General features: G+C 67.1%; 17 protein-coding genes and 1 pseudogene. 5 read left to right on the forward strand and 13 right to left on the reverse strand.

All coding sequences use genetic code 11. The features are described from left to right. Positions 1 to 120, forward strand: a pseudogene (locus IGW04_RS25950) (IS5/IS1182 family transposase); the annotation flags it as partial. On the opposite strand, the gene IGW04_RS23800 reads toward IGW04_RS25950, so the two are convergent. From IGW04_RS23800 to IGW04_RS23850, 11 genes are all read right to left on the reverse strand, one after another. Then, positions 109 to 570 carry a hypothetical protein gene (locus tag IGW04_RS23800; protein WP_194715589.1) on the reverse strand — a complete coding sequence of 154 codons (462 nt, stop codon included), beginning with the start codon at positions 568 to 570 and terminating at the stop codon, positions 109 to 111. The pseudogene IGW04_RS25950 and the gene IGW04_RS23800 sit on opposite strands and share 12 nt — an antisense overlap. 25 nt (positions 571 to 595) lie before the next feature. Continuing rightward, positions 596 to 1483 (reverse strand): hypothetical protein, encoded by an 888-nt coding sequence (locus IGW04_RS23805; protein ID WP_194715590.1) that lies wholly within the window; start codon positions 1481 to 1483, stop codon positions 596 to 598. A 280-nt stretch (positions 1484 to 1763) separates the two neighbouring features. Continuing rightward, complete coding sequence (locus tag IGW04_RS23810; protein WP_194715591.1) at positions 1764 to 2387, reverse strand: DUF2846 domain-containing protein; 624 nt, start codon at positions 2385 to 2387, stop codon at positions 1764 to 1766. Positions 2388 to 2457: 70 nt separating this feature from the next. Further along, complete coding sequence (locus tag IGW04_RS23815) at positions 2458 to 3585, reverse strand: hypothetical protein (protein WP_194715592.1); 1128 nt, start codon at positions 3583 to 3585, stop codon at positions 2458 to 2460. Further along, entirely contained in the window at positions 3582 to 5276 is a 1695-nt protein-coding gene (locus IGW04_RS23820; protein WP_194715593.1) for an outer membrane protein assembly factor BamB family protein, read from the reverse strand. Before IGW04_RS23820 ends, IGW04_RS23815 begins: the two co-directional genes overlap by 4 nt. Continuing rightward, entirely contained in the window at positions 5269 to 7440 is a 2172-nt protein-coding gene (locus IGW04_RS23825; RefSeq protein WP_194715594.1) for a peptidase domain-containing ABC transporter, read from the reverse strand. The genes IGW04_RS23820 and IGW04_RS23825 overlap by 8 nt, the downstream gene beginning before the upstream one ends. 460 nt (positions 7441 to 7900) lie before the next feature. Next, a complete protein-coding gene (locus IGW04_RS23830; RefSeq protein ID WP_194715595.1) occupies positions 7901 to 9046 on the reverse strand; it encodes a VanZ family protein in 1146 nt (381 codons plus the stop codon). Positions 9047 to 9058: 12 nt separating this feature from the next. Further along, a complete protein-coding gene (locus IGW04_RS23835) occupies positions 9059 to 9661 on the reverse strand; it encodes an ABC-type transport auxiliary lipoprotein family protein (protein WP_194715596.1) in 603 nt (200 codons plus the stop codon). 28 nt (positions 9662 to 9689) lie between these two features. Then, the gene (locus IGW04_RS23840) at positions 9690 to 10607 is read right to left on the reverse strand and encodes an MlaD family protein (protein ID WP_194715597.1); all 918 of its coding nucleotides are present in this window, start codon (positions 10605 to 10607) and stop codon (positions 9690 to 9692) included. Continuing rightward, a complete protein-coding gene (locus IGW04_RS23845; RefSeq protein WP_194715598.1) occupies positions 10597 to 11418 on the reverse strand; it encodes an ABC transporter ATP-binding protein in 822 nt (273 codons plus the stop codon). The genes IGW04_RS23840 and IGW04_RS23845 overlap by 11 nt, the downstream gene beginning before the upstream one ends. Next, complete coding sequence (locus IGW04_RS23850) at positions 11418 to 12530, reverse strand: MlaE family ABC transporter permease (RefSeq protein ID WP_194715599.1); 1113 nt, start codon at positions 12528 to 12530, stop codon at positions 11418 to 11420. Before IGW04_RS23850 ends, IGW04_RS23845 begins: the two co-directional genes overlap by 1 nt. A gap of 179 nt (positions 12531 to 12709) precedes the next feature. Between IGW04_RS23850 and IGW04_RS23855 the strand changes: the two genes are divergently transcribed. The 3 genes from IGW04_RS23855 to IGW04_RS23865 are packed head-to-tail and all read left to right on the forward strand — an operon-like array spanning position 12710 to position 14979. Further along, a complete protein-coding gene (locus IGW04_RS23855) occupies positions 12710 to 13498 on the forward strand; it encodes a biotin--[acetyl-CoA-carboxylase] ligase (RefSeq protein ID WP_194715600.1) in 789 nt (262 codons plus the stop codon). Further along, on the forward strand, positions 13499 to 14293 hold the full coding sequence (locus tag IGW04_RS23860) for a type III pantothenate kinase (protein ID WP_194715601.1): 795 nt from the start codon (positions 13499 to 13501) through the stop codon (positions 14291 to 14293). It abuts the gene before it with no gap. Continuing rightward, positions 14287 to 14979, forward strand: a complete 693-nt coding sequence (locus IGW04_RS23865; RefSeq protein WP_194715602.1) for an SPOR domain-containing protein — start codon at positions 14287 to 14289, stop codon at positions 14977 to 14979. Before IGW04_RS23860 ends, IGW04_RS23865 begins: the two co-directional genes overlap by 7 nt. A 219-nt stretch (positions 14980 to 15198) precedes the next feature. Here IGW04_RS23865 and IGW04_RS23870 read toward each other — a convergent pair whose 3' ends face one another. Together IGW04_RS23870 and IGW04_RS23875 are read right to left on the reverse strand one after the other, a co-directional pair. Then, entirely contained in the window at positions 15199 to 16686 is a 1488-nt protein-coding gene (locus IGW04_RS23870) for an ankyrin repeat domain-containing protein (protein WP_194715603.1), read from the reverse strand. A 371-nt stretch (positions 16687 to 17057) separates the two neighbouring features. After that, on the reverse strand, positions 17058 to 17255 hold the full coding sequence (locus IGW04_RS23875) for a cysteine-rich CWC family protein (protein ID WP_194715604.1): 198 nt from the start codon (positions 17253 to 17255) through the stop codon (positions 17058 to 17060). Between the two features lie 157 nt (positions 17256 to 17412). Between IGW04_RS23875 and argB the strand changes: the two genes are divergently transcribed. Then, the gene (gene argB / locus IGW04_RS23880) at positions 17413 to 18312 is read left to right on the forward strand and encodes an acetylglutamate kinase (protein WP_194715605.1); all 900 of its coding nucleotides are present in this window, start codon (positions 17413 to 17415) and stop codon (positions 18310 to 18312) included. Positions 18313 to 18964 lie beyond the last annotated feature (652 nt).

The following is an 18964-nucleotide window of genomic DNA, read 5'->3' on the forward strand; positions in this document are numbered from 1 at the left end:
TTGCATCAATTCCGGCGACTGCGCGTACGCTACGAACGACTGCCCTCGATTCATGAAGCATTCCTTCACTTGGGCTGCGCCCTTATTTGCTGGCGCATTTTGAAAAACTCATTTTGTTAGATGCTCTAAGACACTGATCCACGGCGTGTTGTAGATGGTGTAGCTGTTCCTGTCCTTCCACATGTCGCGGCTTGACAAGCCTTGCATATCAGGTGTGCGCACCTTGAAACTGAAGGCAACCAATGTGGAATCGTGGGTGCGCTTCGGGACCGGCCCTGTGCGTTTCTCGCCCCAGCCGGGATCGCCTTCATAAACTGCATAGTTGGCGAAATGCTGAGGAATGGTGACCGGTATGCCGCCAAGGTTGCCAACCATGTCGGCCTTCGCATACTGCACCGCAGCCATTTCGGGCGGCTGGAAGGGATGGGGCCGGGGCACGAGCGGATTGGGTGCGCGCAGCAGCAGGGCAAAGAAGAACCAGGCCATGCAGGCCAGCATGGCGATAAGCAGCCAGAGGATGAAGCGGCCTGGCTTGCGGGGCGCAGGAAGGCTGGAAGGTTGTTCGATCATGTCTGTGTTTGGCAAGGAGAGCGCTTCATTGGCGGGTACTACTGCTGCCCTCGGCAGCTTTGAAACTCCAGATTAGCCGGCTGACGTCTGTCTGGATTTGCCGCCACTGCGGCAGCAAGCCACGGCGGTAACTGACGTCTACAGCAGCTTCCATACCTGGCTCCATTGAAAAGGCCTGCGTACATGGCGCCGCTTCATGTGGTCGGTTACTGCAACGTATGTAGGCGTCGACCTTCCCGTCTGCCGTGCGGTGCAGGAAGACATCTTCTGCATGCAAGCCTTCCCGATATGGTCTCTGGGTCTTGGGGTCAGTCCCGGTTGGCACGTAAACTGTTAGCCCATGAAATGGCTCGTTTATCGGCTCATAACGCTCCCATGCCAGTCCATTCCCATCCACCTTCCACCGCTCTAGGTAGCTGGCCTGCCGATCAAGAAACCCATCGCCAAAATAAAAATTTCCAGAAGTAAGGCGAACTCGAATCCACGGCGTGTTGTAGATGGTGTAGCTGTTCCTGTCCTTCCACATCTCGCGACTGGACAGGCCCGCCATGTCGGGTAGCCGGACCTTGAAGCCAAAGCTGTTCAGCCTGGATGCATGCGTACGCTCAGGCATCGGCCCCTTGCGTTTCTCGCCCCAGCCGGGGTCGCCTTCGTATTCCACATAGTTGGCAAAGTGCTGGGGGATGGTGACCGGTATGCCGCCAAGATTGCCGACCATGTCAGTCTTCGCATACTGCACCGCAGCCATTTCGGGCGGCTGGAAGGGATGGGGCCGGGGCACGAGCGGATTGAGCGAGCGCAGTAGCAGGGCGAAGAAGAACCAGGCCATGCAGGCCAGCATGGCGACGAGCAGCCAGAGGATGAAGCGGCCTGGCTTGCGGGGCGCGGAAAGGTTGGAAGGTTGTTCGGTCATGTGTGCGCCTTTGCAGGGCATGTACCATCGGGTGCTTCGCTGGTGCAAAGCCGCTGCCTTCGGCAGAGTGAGGCTTGTAGCCAGGCCTGGGGCCGTCCGTGGACGCCGGCTCCGCCTAATTCGACGGCGCCGACTGGCAAAACAAGCAAGCCATGGATGCTGCTGACTTGTTCCCGGAGTGGCAAGAACGGTTAGCAATTGTTAATTCCGGTCCCTTGCCGCTGCCCGTGAAGCCCGCGAGCCGCGACAGGCATGCCAAGGAAACTGCGCGTCGATCCGCTTAACGGTCACGTGGCGGCTGCAGATAGCCGGGGCGCAGTGTCTTCATGTCATCCAATGCCTCGTCCTTGTCGCGGGCCTCGATATGACCCTTGATGATCATGAAGTCGTCCGGGGAATCGAGATCGAATGTGTACCTGTAAAAGCGTGCCTGTCCTGGCTTGATCCTTATGTCCACTTCCGAATTGATCGCGAAATCGCCGGGCGCGATGCGCACGCGCTTGCGCCCCGGGGGAAGCCGCAAGCGCAGGTAGCTGCCGCTGAACAACTGCCCGACCTTTGTCCCGTTCACCATCACGTCCGCAGGCACGAGAAATTTGAAGAAGGAAGGCGGGCGATATACATACAGGTCGCCCTTGTCGGTCGGGGTGGGATCGCCTGGCTGGTATCCCGGCGAGGTCGCGCATCCGGCCAGCAGCAGGCTGGCGAGACACAGGGCAAGCCGGCGCGGAAGGCGCCAGCAGCCGGCCTGCGCCGGAACATGGCCCATGGCCTCTTCATTCCTGACAGGAAAACGGTCGCGGTCAGCATGCCCCGCCGTTGAAGCGCGTTGTTGCGATTGCATCATGAAGCACCTTTCCGCCCTTGCGAGGAGGGCAAGCTGATGAGGGAAGGGGAATGGCATGGCTGGTTGACGCAGTCATGCCCTGTTGCCCGCCATGCCGCTTGTGCGGCAAGCCAAATCGGCGGCGGGGTCATTGGGTGTCGGGATTCTCGGTGTCGGTTTGCCCGGCCTGGCGGTCCAGTTCGGCCAGTTCCAGGTCGAGCGCGACAATGTCGCGTTCGCATGCGATGGCGTCGATGCGCGCCAGCATCCGGTCGCGCAGGGCTTCGGTGCGCAGCAGCAGCGCCTCGGCCCGGGCCATCGACTGCAGCAGCAGACGGGCCGCCCCGGGCAGGTCGAGCTGGCGCGCGGCCGCATAGGCGGCCAGCGGCACCATGTCCGCCGCGTCGTGCGGACCGGCTTCTTGCGCCAGCAGCTCGTGCGCCAGGCGCGCCTTGTGCCGGCGCATCGCATCGTTCTGGATGTAGTCGGAGTGCAGCGACGCCCGTTGCCGGTTGATGGCATCGCGCAATTGCACTTTCAGGCGCGCGGCTTCATGTACGCGCCGGGTGTCTTCAAGCGGCGCATCCGGCTGCGGCGGTTCGGTGTTGGGCGTGGCAAAGCGCAGGTTGCGGCTCAGCTCGGGATAGACCCGGTCCAGCAGCCATGTGCGCAGTTCATGCAGCTGCGCCTGGCTGCCGGCGGCGAGCAGGGCCACGGTGAACTGTTCGCGAAACCGCTCGGTTTCATGCAGCACGCACCAGGTCTCCTTGTGCTTCTGGAGCACGAGCCGGGCCGCGGCGTCGAGGCTGATGTGGCGCGCCACCGCCACCGCCTCCAGCAATGGGAGGGCAAGGCTGGCCCCGGCCTGCGCGGGCGCATGCAGGAAGGCGCGGGCTTCGGCCAGCTTGGCCTGGCGCAGCATGTCGCCGTCCCGGCAGCGCGGCCGGAATGGCGCGCGGATGTCGTCGATCTTTTCCTTGAGCAGCGCCAGCAAGGCCTTGCGGTTGCTGTCGATCAGGGTTTGGCCAGTCGATGGCGCGGGGGCCGGCCTGGCATCGGAAAACACGCCGCCATTGAAGCGCCATCCCCAGCAGTTGCGCAGTGTCATGGCGGGCGGCAGGGGGCCGTCATGCATGCTGCAGTAATACCAGTCGCCTCCCATCGGCGGCTGGTAGGCCGGGTCGTCGGTGTAGTAAACCACGCGGTTCGATTTCACTTGGGTGACGATCAGCCACGATTGCGGCGGAAGGCCGGTGTCGGTATTGGTATTGGTCATGCGGGCCTCGCATAAAAGGGATGGATCCGGTACAGCTTCAAGCCATGGGTATTGCCGGCCACGGCCAGCAGCGGCTGGCCATCCAGCCAGCCGATGGCTGGCGGCTGGCGGCCGGAAAGACCGGTGCCGCCTTCCCAGACCTTGCGTTCGCGCCCGGGATCGAACACGGCCAGATGGCCTTGGCGCGACAGCACCACCAGGTAATCGCCGCAGCGCACGGGCAGCCAGTTGCCGGCGCTGCGCAGGCGCGACAGCCAGCGCAGGCCGCCGGTGGCGATATCGAAGGCGGCCAGGTGCCAGCGCCCGTCGAGCGTGAGCACGGTGTCGCCCCACACCTGCACGAACTGGTGCATGGCGCCGGCGCCATAGCGCTGACGCCAGTGTTCTGCGCCGTCATGCAGGTCCAGGCAGTGCAGCCAGCCCTGTTCGGTGGCAAGCAGGACGCGGTTGCCATGCACGGCCGGCTTGCCGCGCACCAGGCCGCAGGTGGTGCGCTGCCAGCGCGGCGCGCCGCTGTCGGCGTCGACCGCGCAAACCGTCTGGTCATTGCAGGTGGCGATGACCAGGCCGGCATGCGCCGCATGCAGCGGGCTGCCGGGCGGCCACCAGGCATGCCGGTGGCGCCACAGGGGCTTGCCGGTGTGCCAGTCGATGGCCAGCAGATGGCCGAAGGGCTTGCCCTCGTTCCATTGCTCGGTGTTGATGTAGAGCCGCTGGTGCGCCAGGTCCAGTGCCGGCGTGGCATGGATGCTGCTGTCGTGGCGCCAGCGCCAGAGCGGGCGGCCGCTGCCGGCGTCCAGGCGGGTGAGGGTGCCGTCGTAGCAGCCGAACACCAGGCTGCCGTCGGCATGACGCAGCCGCTGCACGATGCCCTTGTGCGGTTCGGCCAGGCTGTCGTAGCGCCAGGCGATGTCGCCGCTCAGGGCGTCATGGCGCCAGACCCGGCTGCGGTCATCGGCGACGAACACGGCGCCGTCGGCAATCGCCGGCGCGCACTTGAGCGGATAGCCGGGACGTTGATTGAGTCCGTAGCGCCACCAGAGCGGCGTGGTGATGAAGTCGGGATAGTCGCCTTTCATCGAGGGCGCCCGGGCATCGAAGCAGTCGCGCGACAGGCCGATGTCGTGGCGCCGGTAGAGCGACAGCACCGGCAGGCGGCTGGTCGATATCTGGCGCGAGCCGAGCGGCTGCCACATGTCCATCAGCAGCGCCACGGCCACCAGCAGGAGCTGGTGGCCGTCCGCGGCGAGGGCCTGCTCGGCCAGCGGCAGGGCGCTGCCCGATTCCATGAAATCGTCCAGCAGCACGGCGCGGCTGTGGTCGGGCTGGCGGCGGCCTTCCACCCATTTTTTCTGGTGATGCGCCTTGCGCTGGTCGCGCACCATCAGGATGGCGAGGTGCCGGCCGTCGTCCAGCGCGGCGGCGGCGGTGGCAAACAGCAGGGGCGCGGCGCCGAAGCCGGGCCCGACGAGCACCTGCGGCGCGAAGGGCCGGATCAGTTGCCAGAGCATCGTGCCGGCCAGGCGCGCGGCGTGCGGGTCGCATAGCAGCAGCCGCAGGTCGAATGTCACATGGTCGGACAGCCGCACCGCGTGGGCGATGAGCTCGCGCCGCAGCGTTTCCCATGGCGGCGCGCGGCGCAGTTGCCGCAGGATATGCGCCGCCTGGGTGGCGGGGCTGGGATCAGGCATCGGACCTCCCTTGCGCGCCTGGCGCCGGCGGTGGCGGCGCGTTTGTCCCCAGCCGGACGATGGCGTCGACCTGCAGCGACCGGGGCGGCTGGTGGGTGATGAACAGGATGGCCAGGCGGCTGCGCAAGGCGTTGACGGTGCGTGCGAAATGCTCGGCGGTGTCCTGGTCCAGCGCGCTGGTGGCTTCGTCGAAGATCAGCACCCGGGGGCGCTTGAGCAGCGCCCGCGCGATGGCAATGCGCTGTTTCTGGCCGCCGGACAGGCCGCCGCCGCGCTCGCCGATTTCAGTCTGGTATGCCCTGGGCAGGGCTTCGATGGTGCGATGGATATCGGCCATCCGGCAAGCCTCGACCACCATGGCAAAGCTTGCATGCGGATTGCCCGCCAGCAGATTGTCGAGCACGGTGCCGGAAAAGAGCATGGTTTCCTGGGGCACCACGCCGAAGGTGGCGCGCAGTTCATTGGCCGCCATGTGGCGGATGTCGACGCCGTCGATGGTGATGCGCCCGGCCGAGGGTTGGTAAAAGCCCAGCATCAGCCTGGCCAGGGTGGATTTGCCGGAGCCGGACGGGCCCAGCAGCGCGGTGGTGGTGCCGGGCGCGATCGTCAGGTTCAGGCCTTGATAGAGAAGCGGACGGTCGTCGCCATGACGAAATGCCAGGTCGGCAATCTCCACCCGGCCATGCCGCGCCGCTTCGCGCGCCGGCGTGACGGCATACGGCTCGGCTGGCGCATCCATTACATCGGCCAGGCGGCGCATCGCCATGCTGGCTTGCTGGAACTGCTGCCACAGGCCGACGATGCGCATCAGCGGCTGGCTGAGCTTGCCGGCAAACATCTGGAAAGCCACCAGCATGCCGATGGTGAACGCGGCGTCGTTGCCGCCGGCAGGCGTGCCCTGCATTACCATCCAGGCGCCGCCCGCCAGCACCAGCAGCGTCATCAATTGCTCCAGCAGGCCGGCGACGACGCCGTAGGTATTGCCGAGCTGGCGCGTGCTGAAACCCGCCTGCAGACAGGCAAGCAGATCCTCCTGATAGCGGCGCACGAGCTGCCCTTCCATCTGCAGGCTCTTGACGGTTTCCATGCAGGCGATGTGCTCGGTGAGGAAAGCCTGGTTGCGCGCGCCGAGCAGGAACTGCCGGTCCAGGCGTTGCCGGAACAGCGGCGCGACGGCGGCCGAAAGCAGCGCGATCAAGGCCAGCATGGCCAGCACCAGCAGGGTCAGGGGCACGCTGTAGGCAAACATCACCGCCACGAAGACCAGCATGAAGGGAAGGTCGAGCAGCAGCGTCACCAGGCTGGAGGCGATGAATTCACGCACGGTTTCCACCGCATGCAAGCGCGCGGCGATAACGCCGGTGGGACGGTGCTCGAAGTAGCGCAGCGGCAGCTTCAGCAGGTGCTGGAACACGGTGGCGCCAAGCTCGGCATCGATGCGGTTGCCGGTATGCAGCACCAGGTATTGCCGCACCCAGGTCAGCGCCCCGGTAAACACGGCGCAGGCCAGCAGCGCCACCGTGATCACTGCCAGCGTGCTTACGGTCTGGTGGACAACGACCTTGTCGATGATGGCCTGGGTGAACAACGGGGTGGCGAGGGCGATGAGCTGGATCACCAGGCTGGCCAGCAGCACGTCGCGACCGATGGCGCGGTGCCGCAGCAGGGCAGGGATGAACCAGGAAAATCCGAATGCCTTGCCGGCATGCTGGTCGGGGTCGGCCGGCACTGGGGTGGCTGGCGCGCATTCCAGCGCCTCGCCAGTCATTTGCGCCAGCAGGTCCCTGCATGCCACCTGATGCGGTGTGCGCTCTCCCGGCCGGAACAGCCAGGCCATGCCTTCCTCTACCCGGGTGAGGATCACCAGGGCTGGCGGGGAAGGCGCATCGTCATCGCTCTTCGGATGACATGGACCGGCCGGCGCCGCCGCCTGCAAGGCCAGCAGGCAGGGTAGCCGGAGGCCGGCCAGGCTGGCGATGCGGCGGCGCATGCGCACCTTCAGGCCCAGCTGCGTGAGCACAGGCGGCAAACGGGCGAAGGAATAGGGCGGGGTGAAATACTGGAGAAACAGCTCCCTGGAAAAAGCCAGGCGGTTCAACTGCGCCATGCTGGCCGCGGCCCACAGGGTCTGTTCCGGGTCCAGGGCTTGAGCATGCGATGTCATGAGGCGTTACAGCGGATGCTGTCCTGTATTGGCGCTGCGCGATGGATCGGTTGTCGGGAAGCGCAATCGATCCACGCCTTGCCGGATACGGCCTGGCTGCCAGCTTGCCGCTGGCGGATGGAGGATTGCGGTAAGGGTGCGTGGCTGAATCTCAGCCCTGGAGGCCAGCATGAAGCGGCGATGAAGGGATACGCTGGCGCCGGCGGCTTTGCACCAGGTTGGCAGCCGGCGTGAAGGCGGTCGTATTAAATCAGCAAATCCAGGCGGCGAGAAGCGTTGGGCCTGTTTGCTGCAAACAATTAATCATGTTTAACATGCATGCCCTGGCGCCTTGCGGCTGGACTGGTTTTGCCGGGGTGTGCGGTTGGGGCCAAGACCGACTGCACCGTGATCGCTAGCCACGACGGCGGGTTCGCGTCGGGGTTGATGCCGGACCAGGCAGTGCGGCTTGTTTCTCGCGTCAGCGGTCGCTTTTCCGCCGGTGCACCGGGTGATACAGGAACCACAGCGTGATGAACGGCCAGGCCAGCGTCAGGAATTGCGCCGCGCCGTTGAAGTTCAGGAACTTGCCCTGCACCCAGGTCTGCAGCGTGGACAGGAAGTAGGGATTGTCCGGCGCCATGTTGGCCACTACCAGGCTGACGATCAGGGCCAGCGCCGCCACCCGGCGCTGCGCCACCTGCGGCGCCATCGCCAGGCCCGACAGCATGATCAGGCCGATCAAGAGGCCGCCCTGGGCGCCGGGCGTGATCCAGGCAAAGGCATTGTCCGGCGAGAACAGCAGCGCGCTGGCCAGGGTCTTGGTGGCCAGCGCGGCCAGCAGCAGGGCTGCCGCCAATGCCAGCCGCGGCGCGCGCCGGCGCGTCAGGCACAGCAGCGTCAGCAGCGCGCCGGTCAGGCCGCAGGCGGTGATGATGGTTTCCGACAGCCAGTACTGCTCGGCGCTGAGCTCGGCATCGCGCCGCAGCAGCGCGCCCAGGTCGATATCGACCGACCACAGTTCCGACAGCCATTCCGACAGGATGGGCAGCAGCTGGCCATGGCCGAACAGGTAGGCCTGCGGATAGATCTGCGCCATCGGCCATAGTGCCAGCACGATCAGGCCGCGGCTGGCCTCGGCTGCGAACCAGCGGCTGCGCAAGGCCAGCAGGCGGCTCTGCTCCAGGAAGGCGGGCGTGAGCAGCGCGCCCAGCAGCGCGCCGAGCGCGACGCCGGCGGCATTGGTGAAGAGGTCGAGATTGGACGGCACCCGGCTCGGCAGGAAGTTCTGGCCGGCTTCCAGCCCGGCCGACAGCAGCGCGCCGAGCAGGCAGGCCGGCAGCACCGCCCAGACGCCGCGCAGCCGTGGATAAAACGAAAACACCAGCAGCGCGCCCAGCGGCATGTAGCCGATGATGTTGGTCAGCAGGTCGAACCGGGTCCAGTAGTACGGCAGCGGCGCTGACAGGAAGCCCAGCACCGGCAGGCCATTGCTGCGCCAGCCCGAGAACGGATACCAGCTGGCATAGACGATCAGGAACACATAGAACACCAGGCCGCCGCGGGCAAACACCGAGGCGGTGGCGCCGCTTGCGGGCGACTGTTCCTGTTTGTCTGTCTCAGCCATGCGGTGGGCTGCTCAATGCGCCAGGCCGAGGCTGGCCAGCCATTGCAGCATGTCGCTGATCATCGCGTCGCTGGCGGCGGCCAGCGCCGACACGCCGCCTTCGACGTCGGCGCTGGGCGCCGGCGCGCGGCGCAGGAAGCTTTTCTGACCCAGCAGGCGCCGGCCGTCCAGCACCGACAGCCGCATCGCCACCAGGCCGTCGCTCTGGCCGGCGCTGGTAAAGACCTGGCTGAATTCCTCCGCTTCCAGGCGCAGCACCGGCACGCCGGCGGCGCCGTCGGAGGCCGACAGCAGGGTGCCGCCGCCCTGCACGATGCGCGACTTCAGGCGCTGCGCGAACAGCTGCGCCGGCGGCATGCTCCAGCGGCTGTTGGCATAGGGCCGCGGCTGGTGCTGGCTGGCATAGTTGAGGCGGTAGAAGATGGCCGGCGAGTCCAGCCATTCCGGCGTGTCGACGTCGGCCAGGGCCAGCGCCGGCAGCGCGGGGATTGTTGACGCGGGCGGCGCCAGGCCGAGGTCGAACAGGCCGGGCTGCGGCTTCTTCATGCTGGTGCAGCCGGAAAACAGCAGGCAGGCCAGCAGCAGGGCAATCAGGCGGGATGGTATGAGCGTCATGGCTTGTCGTTCCGTGTTCATGGGCGGGTCAGTTGCCCGGCGGCGCGATGAAGCCGGCTTCGCCCGGCCCCGGCGGCACGCCGGCGCCGCCGAACAGGATGCTCTGTGGCCGCTCGTTCAGGCTGTTCAGGGTGCGGTTGAGCACCCGCAGCGAGCCGCGGATGTCCGATGTCAGCGGCAGCACCTCGCGCTCGAAGCGGTTGGCCAGCACGCTGACATCGTCGGCTGCCGCGCCTATCCGGGCCACCGGGTTGCCGGGCGCCTGCAGGCCGGCGGCCAGCGTATCGGCGGTGCGGGAGAGCTTGCCAAGGGCGGCCAGCGAGCGCTGCGCTTCACTGATCAGCGCCGGCATCGCTTCCAGCGTCGGCGCCAGCTGGCCCGGCAGCGCCTCGATGGCCACTGCGGCATTGCCCACCCTGGTGAAGGTGGACAGGATGGTTTGCTGGTTTTCCGGGTTCAGCAGCACGCTCATGCGCTTGGTCAGTTCCTCGGTCTGCAGCAGGATCGCCAGGCCGCGCTTCTGCAGGCTGTCGAGCAGGCTGGGCCGCAGTTCGATGCGCGCCACATGGGCCGCGCTGCTTTCCACCCTGGCCGGGTCGCTGCCGTCGTCGTCGAGCTGCACGTAGGCCAGGCCGGTCACGCCCTGGTAGCCGAGCGTGGCGAAGGTGGAACGGGTGACCGGGGTGTCGGGCCGCACGCTCAGGTCGATCAGCACCTGGCCCGGCACCTGCGGGTCGAAGCCGATGCGGCTGACCCGGCCGACGTCCAGGCCGCGGTAGCGCACGGTGGCCTGCGGATTCAGTCCCGGCACCGACAGCCGGGTGGCGATCTGGTAGGGCACCCGCACCTCGCGGTCGCGGTTGAGCCAGATCGCGCCCAGGATGACGGCCGCCAGCATGGCGATGGTGAACAGGCCCGCGATCATCGCGTGCGACTTATTTTCCATAGTGATGCTCTTTCATGTCGCGCATGCCCTGCAGCGCGCGCAGGCCGCGCTGGCCGAGGAAATAATCATGGATGAAGGGATGGTCCACGCGCACCACTTCTTCGACGCTGCCAAAGGCCACCAGGCGCCGGTCGGCCAGCACCGCGATCCGTGAGGACAGCGCCAGCAGCGTGTCGAGGTCATGGGTGACCATCACCACGGTCAGGCGCATTTCCCGGCGCAGCATCGCGATCAGGTCGACGAAGGCTTCCGACAGCGCCGGGTCGAGGCCGGCGGTCGGCTCGTCCAGGAACAGCAGTTCCGGCTCCAGCGCCAGCGCCCGCGCCAGCGCCACCCGCTTGACCATGCCGCCGGACAGGTCGGCCGGCATGCGCGCCGCCTGCGCAGGCGCAATGCCGACCATCTGCAGCTTGAGCAGCGCGGCGTCGCGGATCAGGTCTTCCGGCAGCGTGCGCAGCTCGCGCATCGGCTGGGCCACGTTGTCGAAGGCCGACATCGCCGAGAACAGCGCGCCGTGCTGGAACAGCATGCCCCAGCGGTTGCGCAGCGTCTGCAGGGTGGCGGCGTCGGCGCGGTGGATGTCGACGCCGAAGACGCGCACGCTGCCGGCGCTGGGCCGTTCCAGGCCGAGGATCTGGCGCAGCAGCGTGGTCTTGCCGGAGCCCGAGCCGCCGACCAGCGACACCACCTCGCCGGCGCGCACGTCCATGGAAAGCTTGTCATGCACGGTCACGTCGCCGAAGCGGGTGGACAGCCCGGCGATGTCGATCACGGGCTGGCTGGGAGTATGAGCCTGATCGGACGCCGCCATCAGTAATAGCCCACCTGGTTGAAGACGATGGCAAACACCGCGTCGGCCAGGATCACCACCGTGATGGCGGTCACCACCGAGGTGGTGGTGCCCTGGCCCAGGCTTTCGGTATTGGGCTGGATGCGCAGGCCGAAATGGCAGGCCACCAGCGCGATCAGGCCGCCGAACACCACGCCCTTGCCCAGGCCGATCCAGTAATTGGCGATCGGCACCGCGCTCGGCAGCTTCTGTATGAAATAGGCGGGCGCCATGTCGAGCTGGATATGCGCCGCCGCCATGCCGCCGATCAGCGCCATCGCGTCGGTCCACACCACCAGCAGCGGCATCACCAGCGCCAGCGCCAGCACCCGCGGCATGACCAGCCGGAAGCCATGCGGCAGGCCCATCACCAGCATCGCGTCCAGTTCCTCGGTGACCCGCATCACGCCCAGCTGCGCGGTAATGGCCGAACCGGAACGGCCGGCCACCAGGATCGCCGCCAGCATCGGCCCCAGTTCGCGGATGATGCTCATGCCCAGGATGTTGACCAGGTAGATGTCGCCGCCGAAGGTGTGCAGCTGCTGCGCCGACAGGTAGGACAGCACCACGCCGATCAGCACGCCGACCAGCGCGGTGATGCCCAGCGCCTGGTAGCCGATATGGTAGACATTGGCCGACATCTCTTTCCATGGCCCCTGCCGCGGGCGGCGCGCGAAACGGCCCAGGTCCAGCACCAGCTGGCCCACCAGGCCCAGCATGCCGGCCAGGTGGCTGCCGAAGCGGCGCGCCGTGCCGGCAAGCGAGACGATGGAGAACCAGGGATGGCCATCGCCCGCCGGCAGCGCCAGCGCGCCGGCCCGCTCCAGCCGCCGGAAGAACTCCTCGTGGCCGGGCGCCAGCCGCAGCCGGCCCGGACGCTGCCGCCCCCAGGCATTCCACAGCATCTGGGCGCCGATATGGTCCAGCGCGCTGATGCCGGACAGGTCCCAGGCCAGCGCCGCCGGCTGCGGCAACTGCCGCAGTGCCGCGCGCAGCGCGCCCATGGCGGCCGGCTGCGCCAGCGCCTGCACCTGCCAGCTGCCGCTGGCGGCCACCGTGGCCGCCAGCGGCAGCTGGCCATCGAGCCGCAGCATCGGCGCGGCAGGCGGGGCGGGCAGGACAGGGGAGGAAAGCGGGGGTTGCGAAGCTGGCATGAGCGCAGTGTAAGTTACCGGGCCGGTTTCGTCATGCCCGCGCCGCCCGGCGCTTCCGGGTCCCTCCGCCCCGCGCTTCCCGGTTCCGCCGCCGCCCGCCTGCCGTTACAATGCGCTGCATGACTTTCCTGCCCTCCCCGCAGCAACTCGCTTCCCGCGCAACCGGCCCGGCGCGCCAGGTGGCGCTCGAATGCGTCGCCGAAACCGGATCGACCAACGCCGACCTGCTGGCGCGCGCGCCGGGCCTATCCGGTCCAGTGCTGCTGCTGGCGGAACACCAGACCGCGGGCCGCGGCCGTTCAGGCAGGAGCTGGCAATCGGCCGCCGACGCCAGCCTGACCTTTTCGCTGGCCTGGAAATTCCAGCGCGCGCTGCCGCAGCTGGTCGGCCTGCCGCTCGCGGTCGGCGTGGCGATTGCCGACGCGCTGCGCGAAAGCGGCGTGGAGGCGCAGCTGAAATGGCCCAATGACGTGCTGCAGGGCGGCCGGAAGCTGGCCGGCGTGCTGATCGAAACCAGCGCCGCGCCGGAGGGCGTCTGGGCCGTGGTCGGCATCGGCATCAACCTGGCGCTGCCGCCGGCGCTGGCGGCGCGCATCGACCGGCCCGCCGCCGCGCTGCCGTCGCAGGCCATCGACCGCGAGGCGCTCTTGGCGGCGCTGCTCAATGCGCTGGCGCAGGCGCTGACCGATTTCGACGCCGCCGGCCTGGCGCCGTTCACTGCGCGCTGGAATGCGCTGCACGCCTGGCGCGGCGAGGCGGTGGCGGTGCTGGACCAGGGACAGGTGCGCCAGCAGGGCACCGCGCTGGGCATCGACGATGCCGGCCGACTGCTGATCGACACGCCGGACGGCCAGATCGCCGTGCTGTCCGGCGACGTGTCGCTGCGCCGTCTGGATCCGGGGGCCTGAATGCTGCTGCTGATCGATGCCGGCAATACACGCGTCAAATGGGCGCTTGCCACCGCCGCCACCTATGCCGGCACTAGCTTTGTGCGCGAGGAACTGGGCCAGTGGATCTGCTCCGGCGTGGTCGAGCACGATGCGCTGGGCCAGCTGGTGGAAGTCTGGCGCGGCCGCCAGGTGGCGCGGGTGGTGCTGTCCAACGTGGCTGGCGAAGGCATGCGCGACAAGCTCGACCAGCTGCTGCTGCGTGCCTTCGGCGCGCGGCCGATCGCCATCGAATGGTTCCGGCCCGCGCCGCTGCTGGCGGGCGTGCGCAACGGCTACCGCAATCCGCTGCAGCTGGGCGCAGACCGCTTCGCCTCGGCCATCGGCGCGCATGCGCTGTATCCGGGCGAGGCGCTGATCATCGCCACCTGCGGCACCGCCACCACGGTGGACGCCATCACGCCGGACGGCGTTTTCCTGGGCGGCATGATCCTGCCGGGCCTGGGGCTGATGGCCAGCTCGCTGGCGAAGAACACGGCGCAGCTGCCGCAAGTGGGCTCCAGGATCGAGATCGTCACGCCCTTTGCCGACAACACCACCGACGCCATCATCAGCGGCTGCGTGGCGGCCCAGACCGGCGCCATCGGCCAGGCCCTGGCCGCGCATGCCGCGCAATACCGCGAGGTGCGCTGCATCCTGTCCGGCGGCGCGGGAAGCATGCTGGCGCCGCACCTGAACCATCCCAGCGTGCAGGTCGACAACCTGGTGCTGATCGGCCTGCAGACCATGGTGATGAAGCAGAATTCATCATGCTGAAATTGGTCTGCGGTGCGCTGCTGGTGGCCAATCTGGCGATGTTCGTGATCGAGCGCGGCGAGCCCGCCGGGCATGAGCCGGCGCGCATGAAGAATCAGCTGCATCCCGACCGCATCCGGCTGCTGCCGGCAACCGCCGGCACGCCGGCTCCCGCTGCCGACGCGCCTGCAGCAACCACCCCGCCGGCCGCGGCGCCGGCGGCCACGACGGTCGGCGCAGCAGGCACGGCCGGCGCCTGCATCGAGCTGGCCAGCTTCACCGCCGCCGAAGCCGGCCGTTTCGAAGCCCGCATGGCGGAACTGGGCCTGGCCGACCGGGTCTCGCGGCGCGACGTGCCGACGCCATCGAGCTACATGGTGATGATTCCGCCGCAGGGCAGCCGCGAGGCGGCCGACGCCAAGACCGAGGAACTGCGCCGGCTGGGCATTTCCGACACCTTCATCATCCAGGACAATTCGCCGCGCCGGTGGGGCATTGCGCTGGGCACCTTCCGCACCGATGAGGCGGCGCAGTCGCACCTGGCGGCAATGAGCCGGCGCGGCGTGCGCACCGCGCGGGTGGAGCAGTTCGGCACCGGCCCGGCGCGCATCGCGATCCAGCTGCGCGGGCTGGACGCGGCGGCCGAGGCGCAGGTGACCCGGGCGCGGGCGGAGTTTCCGCGGCAGGAGGCGCAGGGCTGCAGCTAGGAGGGAGACGGCCTGGCTGGCTCAGGCGGGTGATGTTCCTGCGTGTCCGGCTACAGGCGGCGCCGGAGCGCACCGCACGATCACCGGGTTTGCCATGGCTGATGCGTTGCGCTTGCTCGCCGTCGCCGTCGCCGTCGGTCAGTGGGGTGCTTGCGACCGCCTCGGCAGAACAATAATGCTGCAGGGCCTTGCAGCCCGGTCGGGTGCGCGCTCAGGTCCTCACGCCGATTGGCGTGCGCCGTGCTTGCGCAGCAGGTCGGCGATGTCGTGGTGTCCAAGCTGGATGGCAAGGCCCAGCGCACCCGTCTGCGCTTCCTGGTCGGCAGGCGCGCCGTGTTCCAGCAGCAGCGAGGTCATCCTGAGGTCGCCACGGTAGACAGACCGCTGCAGCGCATCCATCAGCAGCAGCGTGGGGCAGGGATGGGTTTTCGGGTGCCGCAGCATGGACTCCGCCATGTCATGCTGTCCGGATTCAACCGCCTCCTGGAAGGACGATCTTTCCCCCGGCGGCAGGGAACAGGGATTGGCATCGGCGCGCGAGAGCAGGTCGACCATCCCGGGGTCGTCTCTCTGTACTGCAAACAGAAGCGCATGGCGCCCGTTGGCTGTCGCTTGATGCACGTCGGCGCCCGCTGCCAGCAGCAGGCCGGCAATTTCAAGATTCTTGTGCAGCACGGAGGTCATCAGGGGCGTCAGCCCGCTCAGGCGGCTGGTGCCCGACACGGCGATGTCCGGATTGGCGCCGGCGGCAAGCAGGACCTGCACAAGCTGGGGTTGATCGTTCTGGACGGCCAGGGAAAGCGGCGTGAAGCCGGATTGGTCCAACTGGTCCAGTTGCGGCGCTTTTTCGAGCAGCATGCGGGCGACTTCCACATTCTCTGCCAGCACTGCCATGTGCAGCGCGGTCAGGCCTGCACGGTTGACAGGATCGACGCCCGCGCCAGCCTCCAGCAGGCGGCGCACGATATTTGCCTGTCCCATCCGGACGGCCACCATCAGCGCCGTGTTTCCATTGGCGTTGGCTTCATTGACATCCGCACCGGATTGCAACAGCGCTTCGACCTGGCGCAGGTCGCCGTGATAGGCGTGTACGGCCAGCGCGGACTTGACGATGGAAGCCTGGCTGGCGTCGTCGGACGCTGGTGAGGGCGCGCTTGCCTGCCTGCCGTCGCCAGGCGCCATGCGCAATTCGACGGAGGCAGGAATTTCGGCCTGACTGGCGCTGGCGCTGAAACTGATTGACACGCCGCCCGCGCCCGGCTGCTTCACCGCCTGGCTGCCGCCGTCGGGCGCGCAGGTCTGCTCACCCTTCGCCGGGTGCGCGCAGGCTGGCGCACCGGCCGCCGCTGCGGGAAAGCGCAAGCCAGCGTCGATTGCCATCGCCAGCCGTGACAGCCGGCCCACCAGCATGCCGGCCTGGCGCATGCCTTCCGCGGCGACGGCCGTGCAGGCCTGCCCGGTTCGCTCGATCAGCCCTGGGGATGTACCCGCGACGGGCGTTGCCGGCAGCAATTGACCATGCGTGCCGAGGAAGTGGCGGATGGCGGCGCGCCGGCCGTCTTCCTGGCTGGCCGGGCGCAGCAATGGGCGGCGGCAAATGGCGTCGGCGGCGAAGGCGCGGGTGCTTTCCATGGCATAACCGGCGGCCATGGCGCCGGCGTTGGAGGAAATCGGGTGGCGGCTTGTCGTGGTTTGGCTGCAGGACATGAATGCTCCTTGAAGAGGCTTGCGGGATGGGAAAGGCATGGGCCATTTTGTCGAGGCATGTGGCGAGGCGCCTTGTTTGCGCACCTTGTCTCATTCGGGGACGGACGACGGCCTGCTTGCCTCGTATTGCCATCTTGCGAATCACCAGGAACGTGCATTCCCAATACGTCCTGCTGATCGAAATGGCCGGCCTGAGTAACGGCAGTGCCTGCCGGGTTGCCCAGCCAGCCATCAGGCCGGTCCATCCGGCTGCCGCCGGTCATGGATCCCGCAAGAAGCCGTGCGCCGTAGGTGCCGGCCAGATGCATTAACCGGCGACGAGGCGCCCGGCCCTGTCCCGGGGTTCATCGCAGGGCCTGGGCGCGGCGCGTCTAGCCAGTCGTTACGTCAGGCCCGTCCAGCCGCTCTATCCACGCCTTCAGGCAGGCCGGGCACAGGCAGCGGCCGTCGTCGGCGTCGGGGAGGCTGTCGGCGGGCAGCGCCGGCAGCGTGGTACACCAGCACGGGGCATCCAGCGCTTCCACCATGCCGCAGGCAAAGTCGGCGCCGCAACGGCTGCATGTGCTCATCGATATCCTTTTGAAAATGGTCGGGAAAACCGCTTGTCAGTCCTGAAACGGCTTGTTGCAATTTATCCGATATACGGCCATTTTTTACGGAAAAATCCGCCGGGAAGCCCCGGGCTTTCGTTGTAAAATCGCGCCCATCTCTCAATTTGGAACAGTCATGACCGATTTCGCCGATCTGTCGCAGGTGTCATCCGGCATCAAGGCCGAGATTCTTGCGCAAGCCTTGCCCTACATCCGCAAATTCCACGGCAAGACCATCGTCGTCAAGTACGGCGGCAACGCCATGACGGAAGAGCGCCTGAAGCACGGCTTCGCGCGCGACGTGATCCTGCTGAAGCTGGTCGGCATGAACCCGGTGGTGGTGCATGGCGGCGGCCCGCAGATCGACAATGCGCTGAAGAAGATCGGCAAGCAGGGCACCTTCGTGCAGGGCATGCGCATCACCGACGAGGAAACCATGGAAGTGGTGGAGTGGGTGCTGGGCGGCGAGGTGCAGCAGGACATCGTGATGCTGATCAACCATTACGGCGGCCAGGCGGTGGGCCTGACCGGCAAGGACGGCGGCCTGATCCGCGCCCGCAAGATGAAGATGCCGGACCGCGAGAACCCCGGCCAGTTCCTCGACATCGGCTATGTCGGCGAGATCGAGGCGATCAATCCGGCGGTGGTCAAGGCGCTGCAGGACGATGCCTTCATCCCCATCATCTCACCGATCGGCTTCGGCGCCGATGGCCAGGCCTACAACATCAATGCCGACCTCGTGGCCGGCAAGATCGCGGAAATCCTGCATGCGGAAAAGCTGATCATGATGACCAACATCCCGGGCGTGATGGACAAGCAGGGCAACCTGCTGACCGACCTGTCGGCGCGCGAGATCGACGAGATGTTCAACGACGGCACCATCTCCGGCGGCATGCTGCCCAAGATCTCGTCGGCGCTGGACGCGGCCAAGTCGGGCGTGAACACGGTGCATATCGTCGACGGCCGCATCGAGCATTCGCTGCTGCTGGAAGTGCTGACCGAGCAGGCGTTTGGGACGATGATTCGTTCGCACTGAACGGGGCAGTTGCAGCCGCGTTGCAGTTGCAGTTGCAGTTGCAGTTGCTTTTGACGTGGCCGTTGCGGTTGCCGTTGCAGTTAGGGTCCCCGTCTGTGTACCGCCGTGTCGGCGATGCCTCGAGCGGGAAAAGGTGCGGCGTCTGTCTGAGCGAAGCGCAGCGGAGCGAGTTTAGCCGCGCCCCGCTCGGGGCATCGACGGCACGGGAACCCCGCGCAGCGGGGCGGCACAGTCGGGGTCGCCTTTTTTTGGTTACTTTTTTTGGCGAAGCAAAAAAAGTGACTCGCCCGCCGGGGCGAACACCCGGCCTGGTCATGACGGCAGTGCTATCGCGTTGGGTCACCAGGGGTAAGGCGTCACTGCGAAGCAGCAGTTGCTTTTGACGTTAAGGGTTTTGCTTAAAACACATTGAACGTCAACATCGACAGTGCTGCCCGCGCGTTGCCGGGTGACGCAAGGCGGTTGCACTGCCGTGGAGACAAGCCGGGAGTCCGTCCCGGCGGCCGGGTCACTTTTTTTGCTTCGCCCTCTATGTCAGGCTAGTTGTCGCATCCACTGATATCCAACAACCTGGAGGGCGATAGCGAGTGAGCAATGAAGAAACGACATCCGGAGCCAGTCCGGGAATGGGCCATACAGCAAATCATGTTGC

Origin of the sequence: Noviherbaspirillum soli, assembly GCF_015352955.1 — a bacterium.
Classification (GTDB): domain Bacteria; phylum Pseudomonadota; class Gammaproteobacteria; order Burkholderiales; family Burkholderiaceae_D; genus Noviherbaspirillum_A; species Noviherbaspirillum_A soli.

Bases quoted from the DNA above. Each gene is read 5' to 3' on its own strand.
- IGW04_RS23800 (WP_194715589.1), bottom strand. From the start codon at position 570: ATGATCGAACAACCTTCCAGCCTTCCTGCGCCCCGCAAGCCAGGCCGC.
- IGW04_RS23805 (WP_194715590.1), bottom strand. From the start codon at position 1,483: ATGACCGAACAACCTTCCAACCTTTCCGCGCCCCGCAAGCCAGGCCGC.
- IGW04_RS23810 (WP_194715591.1), bottom strand. From the start codon at position 2,387: ATGCCATTCCCCTTCCCTCATCAGCTTGCCCTCCTCGCAAGGGCGGAA.
- IGW04_RS23815 (WP_194715592.1), bottom strand. From the start codon at position 3,585: ATGACCAATACCAATACCGACACCGGCCTTCCGCCGCAATCGTGGCTG.
- IGW04_RS23820 (WP_194715593.1), bottom strand. From the start codon at position 5,276: ATGCCTGATCCCAGCCCCGCCACCCAGGCGGCGCATATCCTGCGGCAA.
- IGW04_RS23825 (WP_194715594.1), bottom strand. From the start codon at position 7,440: ATGACATCGCATGCTCAAGCCCTGGACCCGGAACAGACCCTGTGGGCC.
- IGW04_RS23830 (WP_194715595.1), bottom strand. From the start codon at position 9,046: ATGGCTGAGACAGACAAACAGGAACAGTCGCCCGCAAGCGGCGCCACC.
- IGW04_RS23835 (WP_194715596.1), bottom strand. From the start codon at position 9,661: ATGACGCTCATACCATCCCGCCTGATTGCCCTGCTGCTGGCCTGCCTG.
- IGW04_RS23840 (WP_194715597.1), bottom strand. From the start codon at position 10,607: ATGGAAAATAAGTCGCACGCGATGATCGCGGGCCTGTTCACCATCGCC.
- IGW04_RS23845 (WP_194715598.1), bottom strand. From the start codon at position 11,418: ATGGCGGCGTCCGATCAGGCTCATACTCCCAGCCAGCCCGTGATCGAC.
- IGW04_RS23850 (WP_194715599.1), bottom strand. From the start codon at position 12,530: ATGCTGCGGCTCGATGGCCAGCTGCCGCTGGCGGCCACGGTGGCCGCC.
- IGW04_RS23855 (WP_194715600.1), top strand. From the start codon at position 12,710: ATGACTTTCCTGCCCTCCCCGCAGCAACTCGCTTCCCGCGCAACCGGC.
- IGW04_RS23860 (WP_194715601.1), top strand. From the start codon at position 13,499: ATGCTGCTGCTGATCGATGCCGGCAATACACGCGTCAAATGGGCGCTT.
- IGW04_RS23865 (WP_194715602.1), top strand. From the start codon at position 14,287: ATGCTGAAATTGGTCTGCGGTGCGCTGCTGGTGGCCAATCTGGCGATG.
- IGW04_RS23870 (WP_194715603.1), bottom strand. From the start codon at position 16,686: ATGTCCTGCAGCCAAACCACGACAAGCCGCCACCCGATTTCCTCCAAC.
- IGW04_RS23875 (WP_194715604.1), bottom strand. From the start codon at position 17,255: ATGAGCACATGCAGCCGTTGCGGCGCCGACTTTGCCTGCGGCATGGTG.
- argB (WP_194715605.1), top strand. From the start codon at position 17,413: ATGACCGATTTCGCCGATCTGTCGCAGGTGTCATCCGGCATCAAGGCC.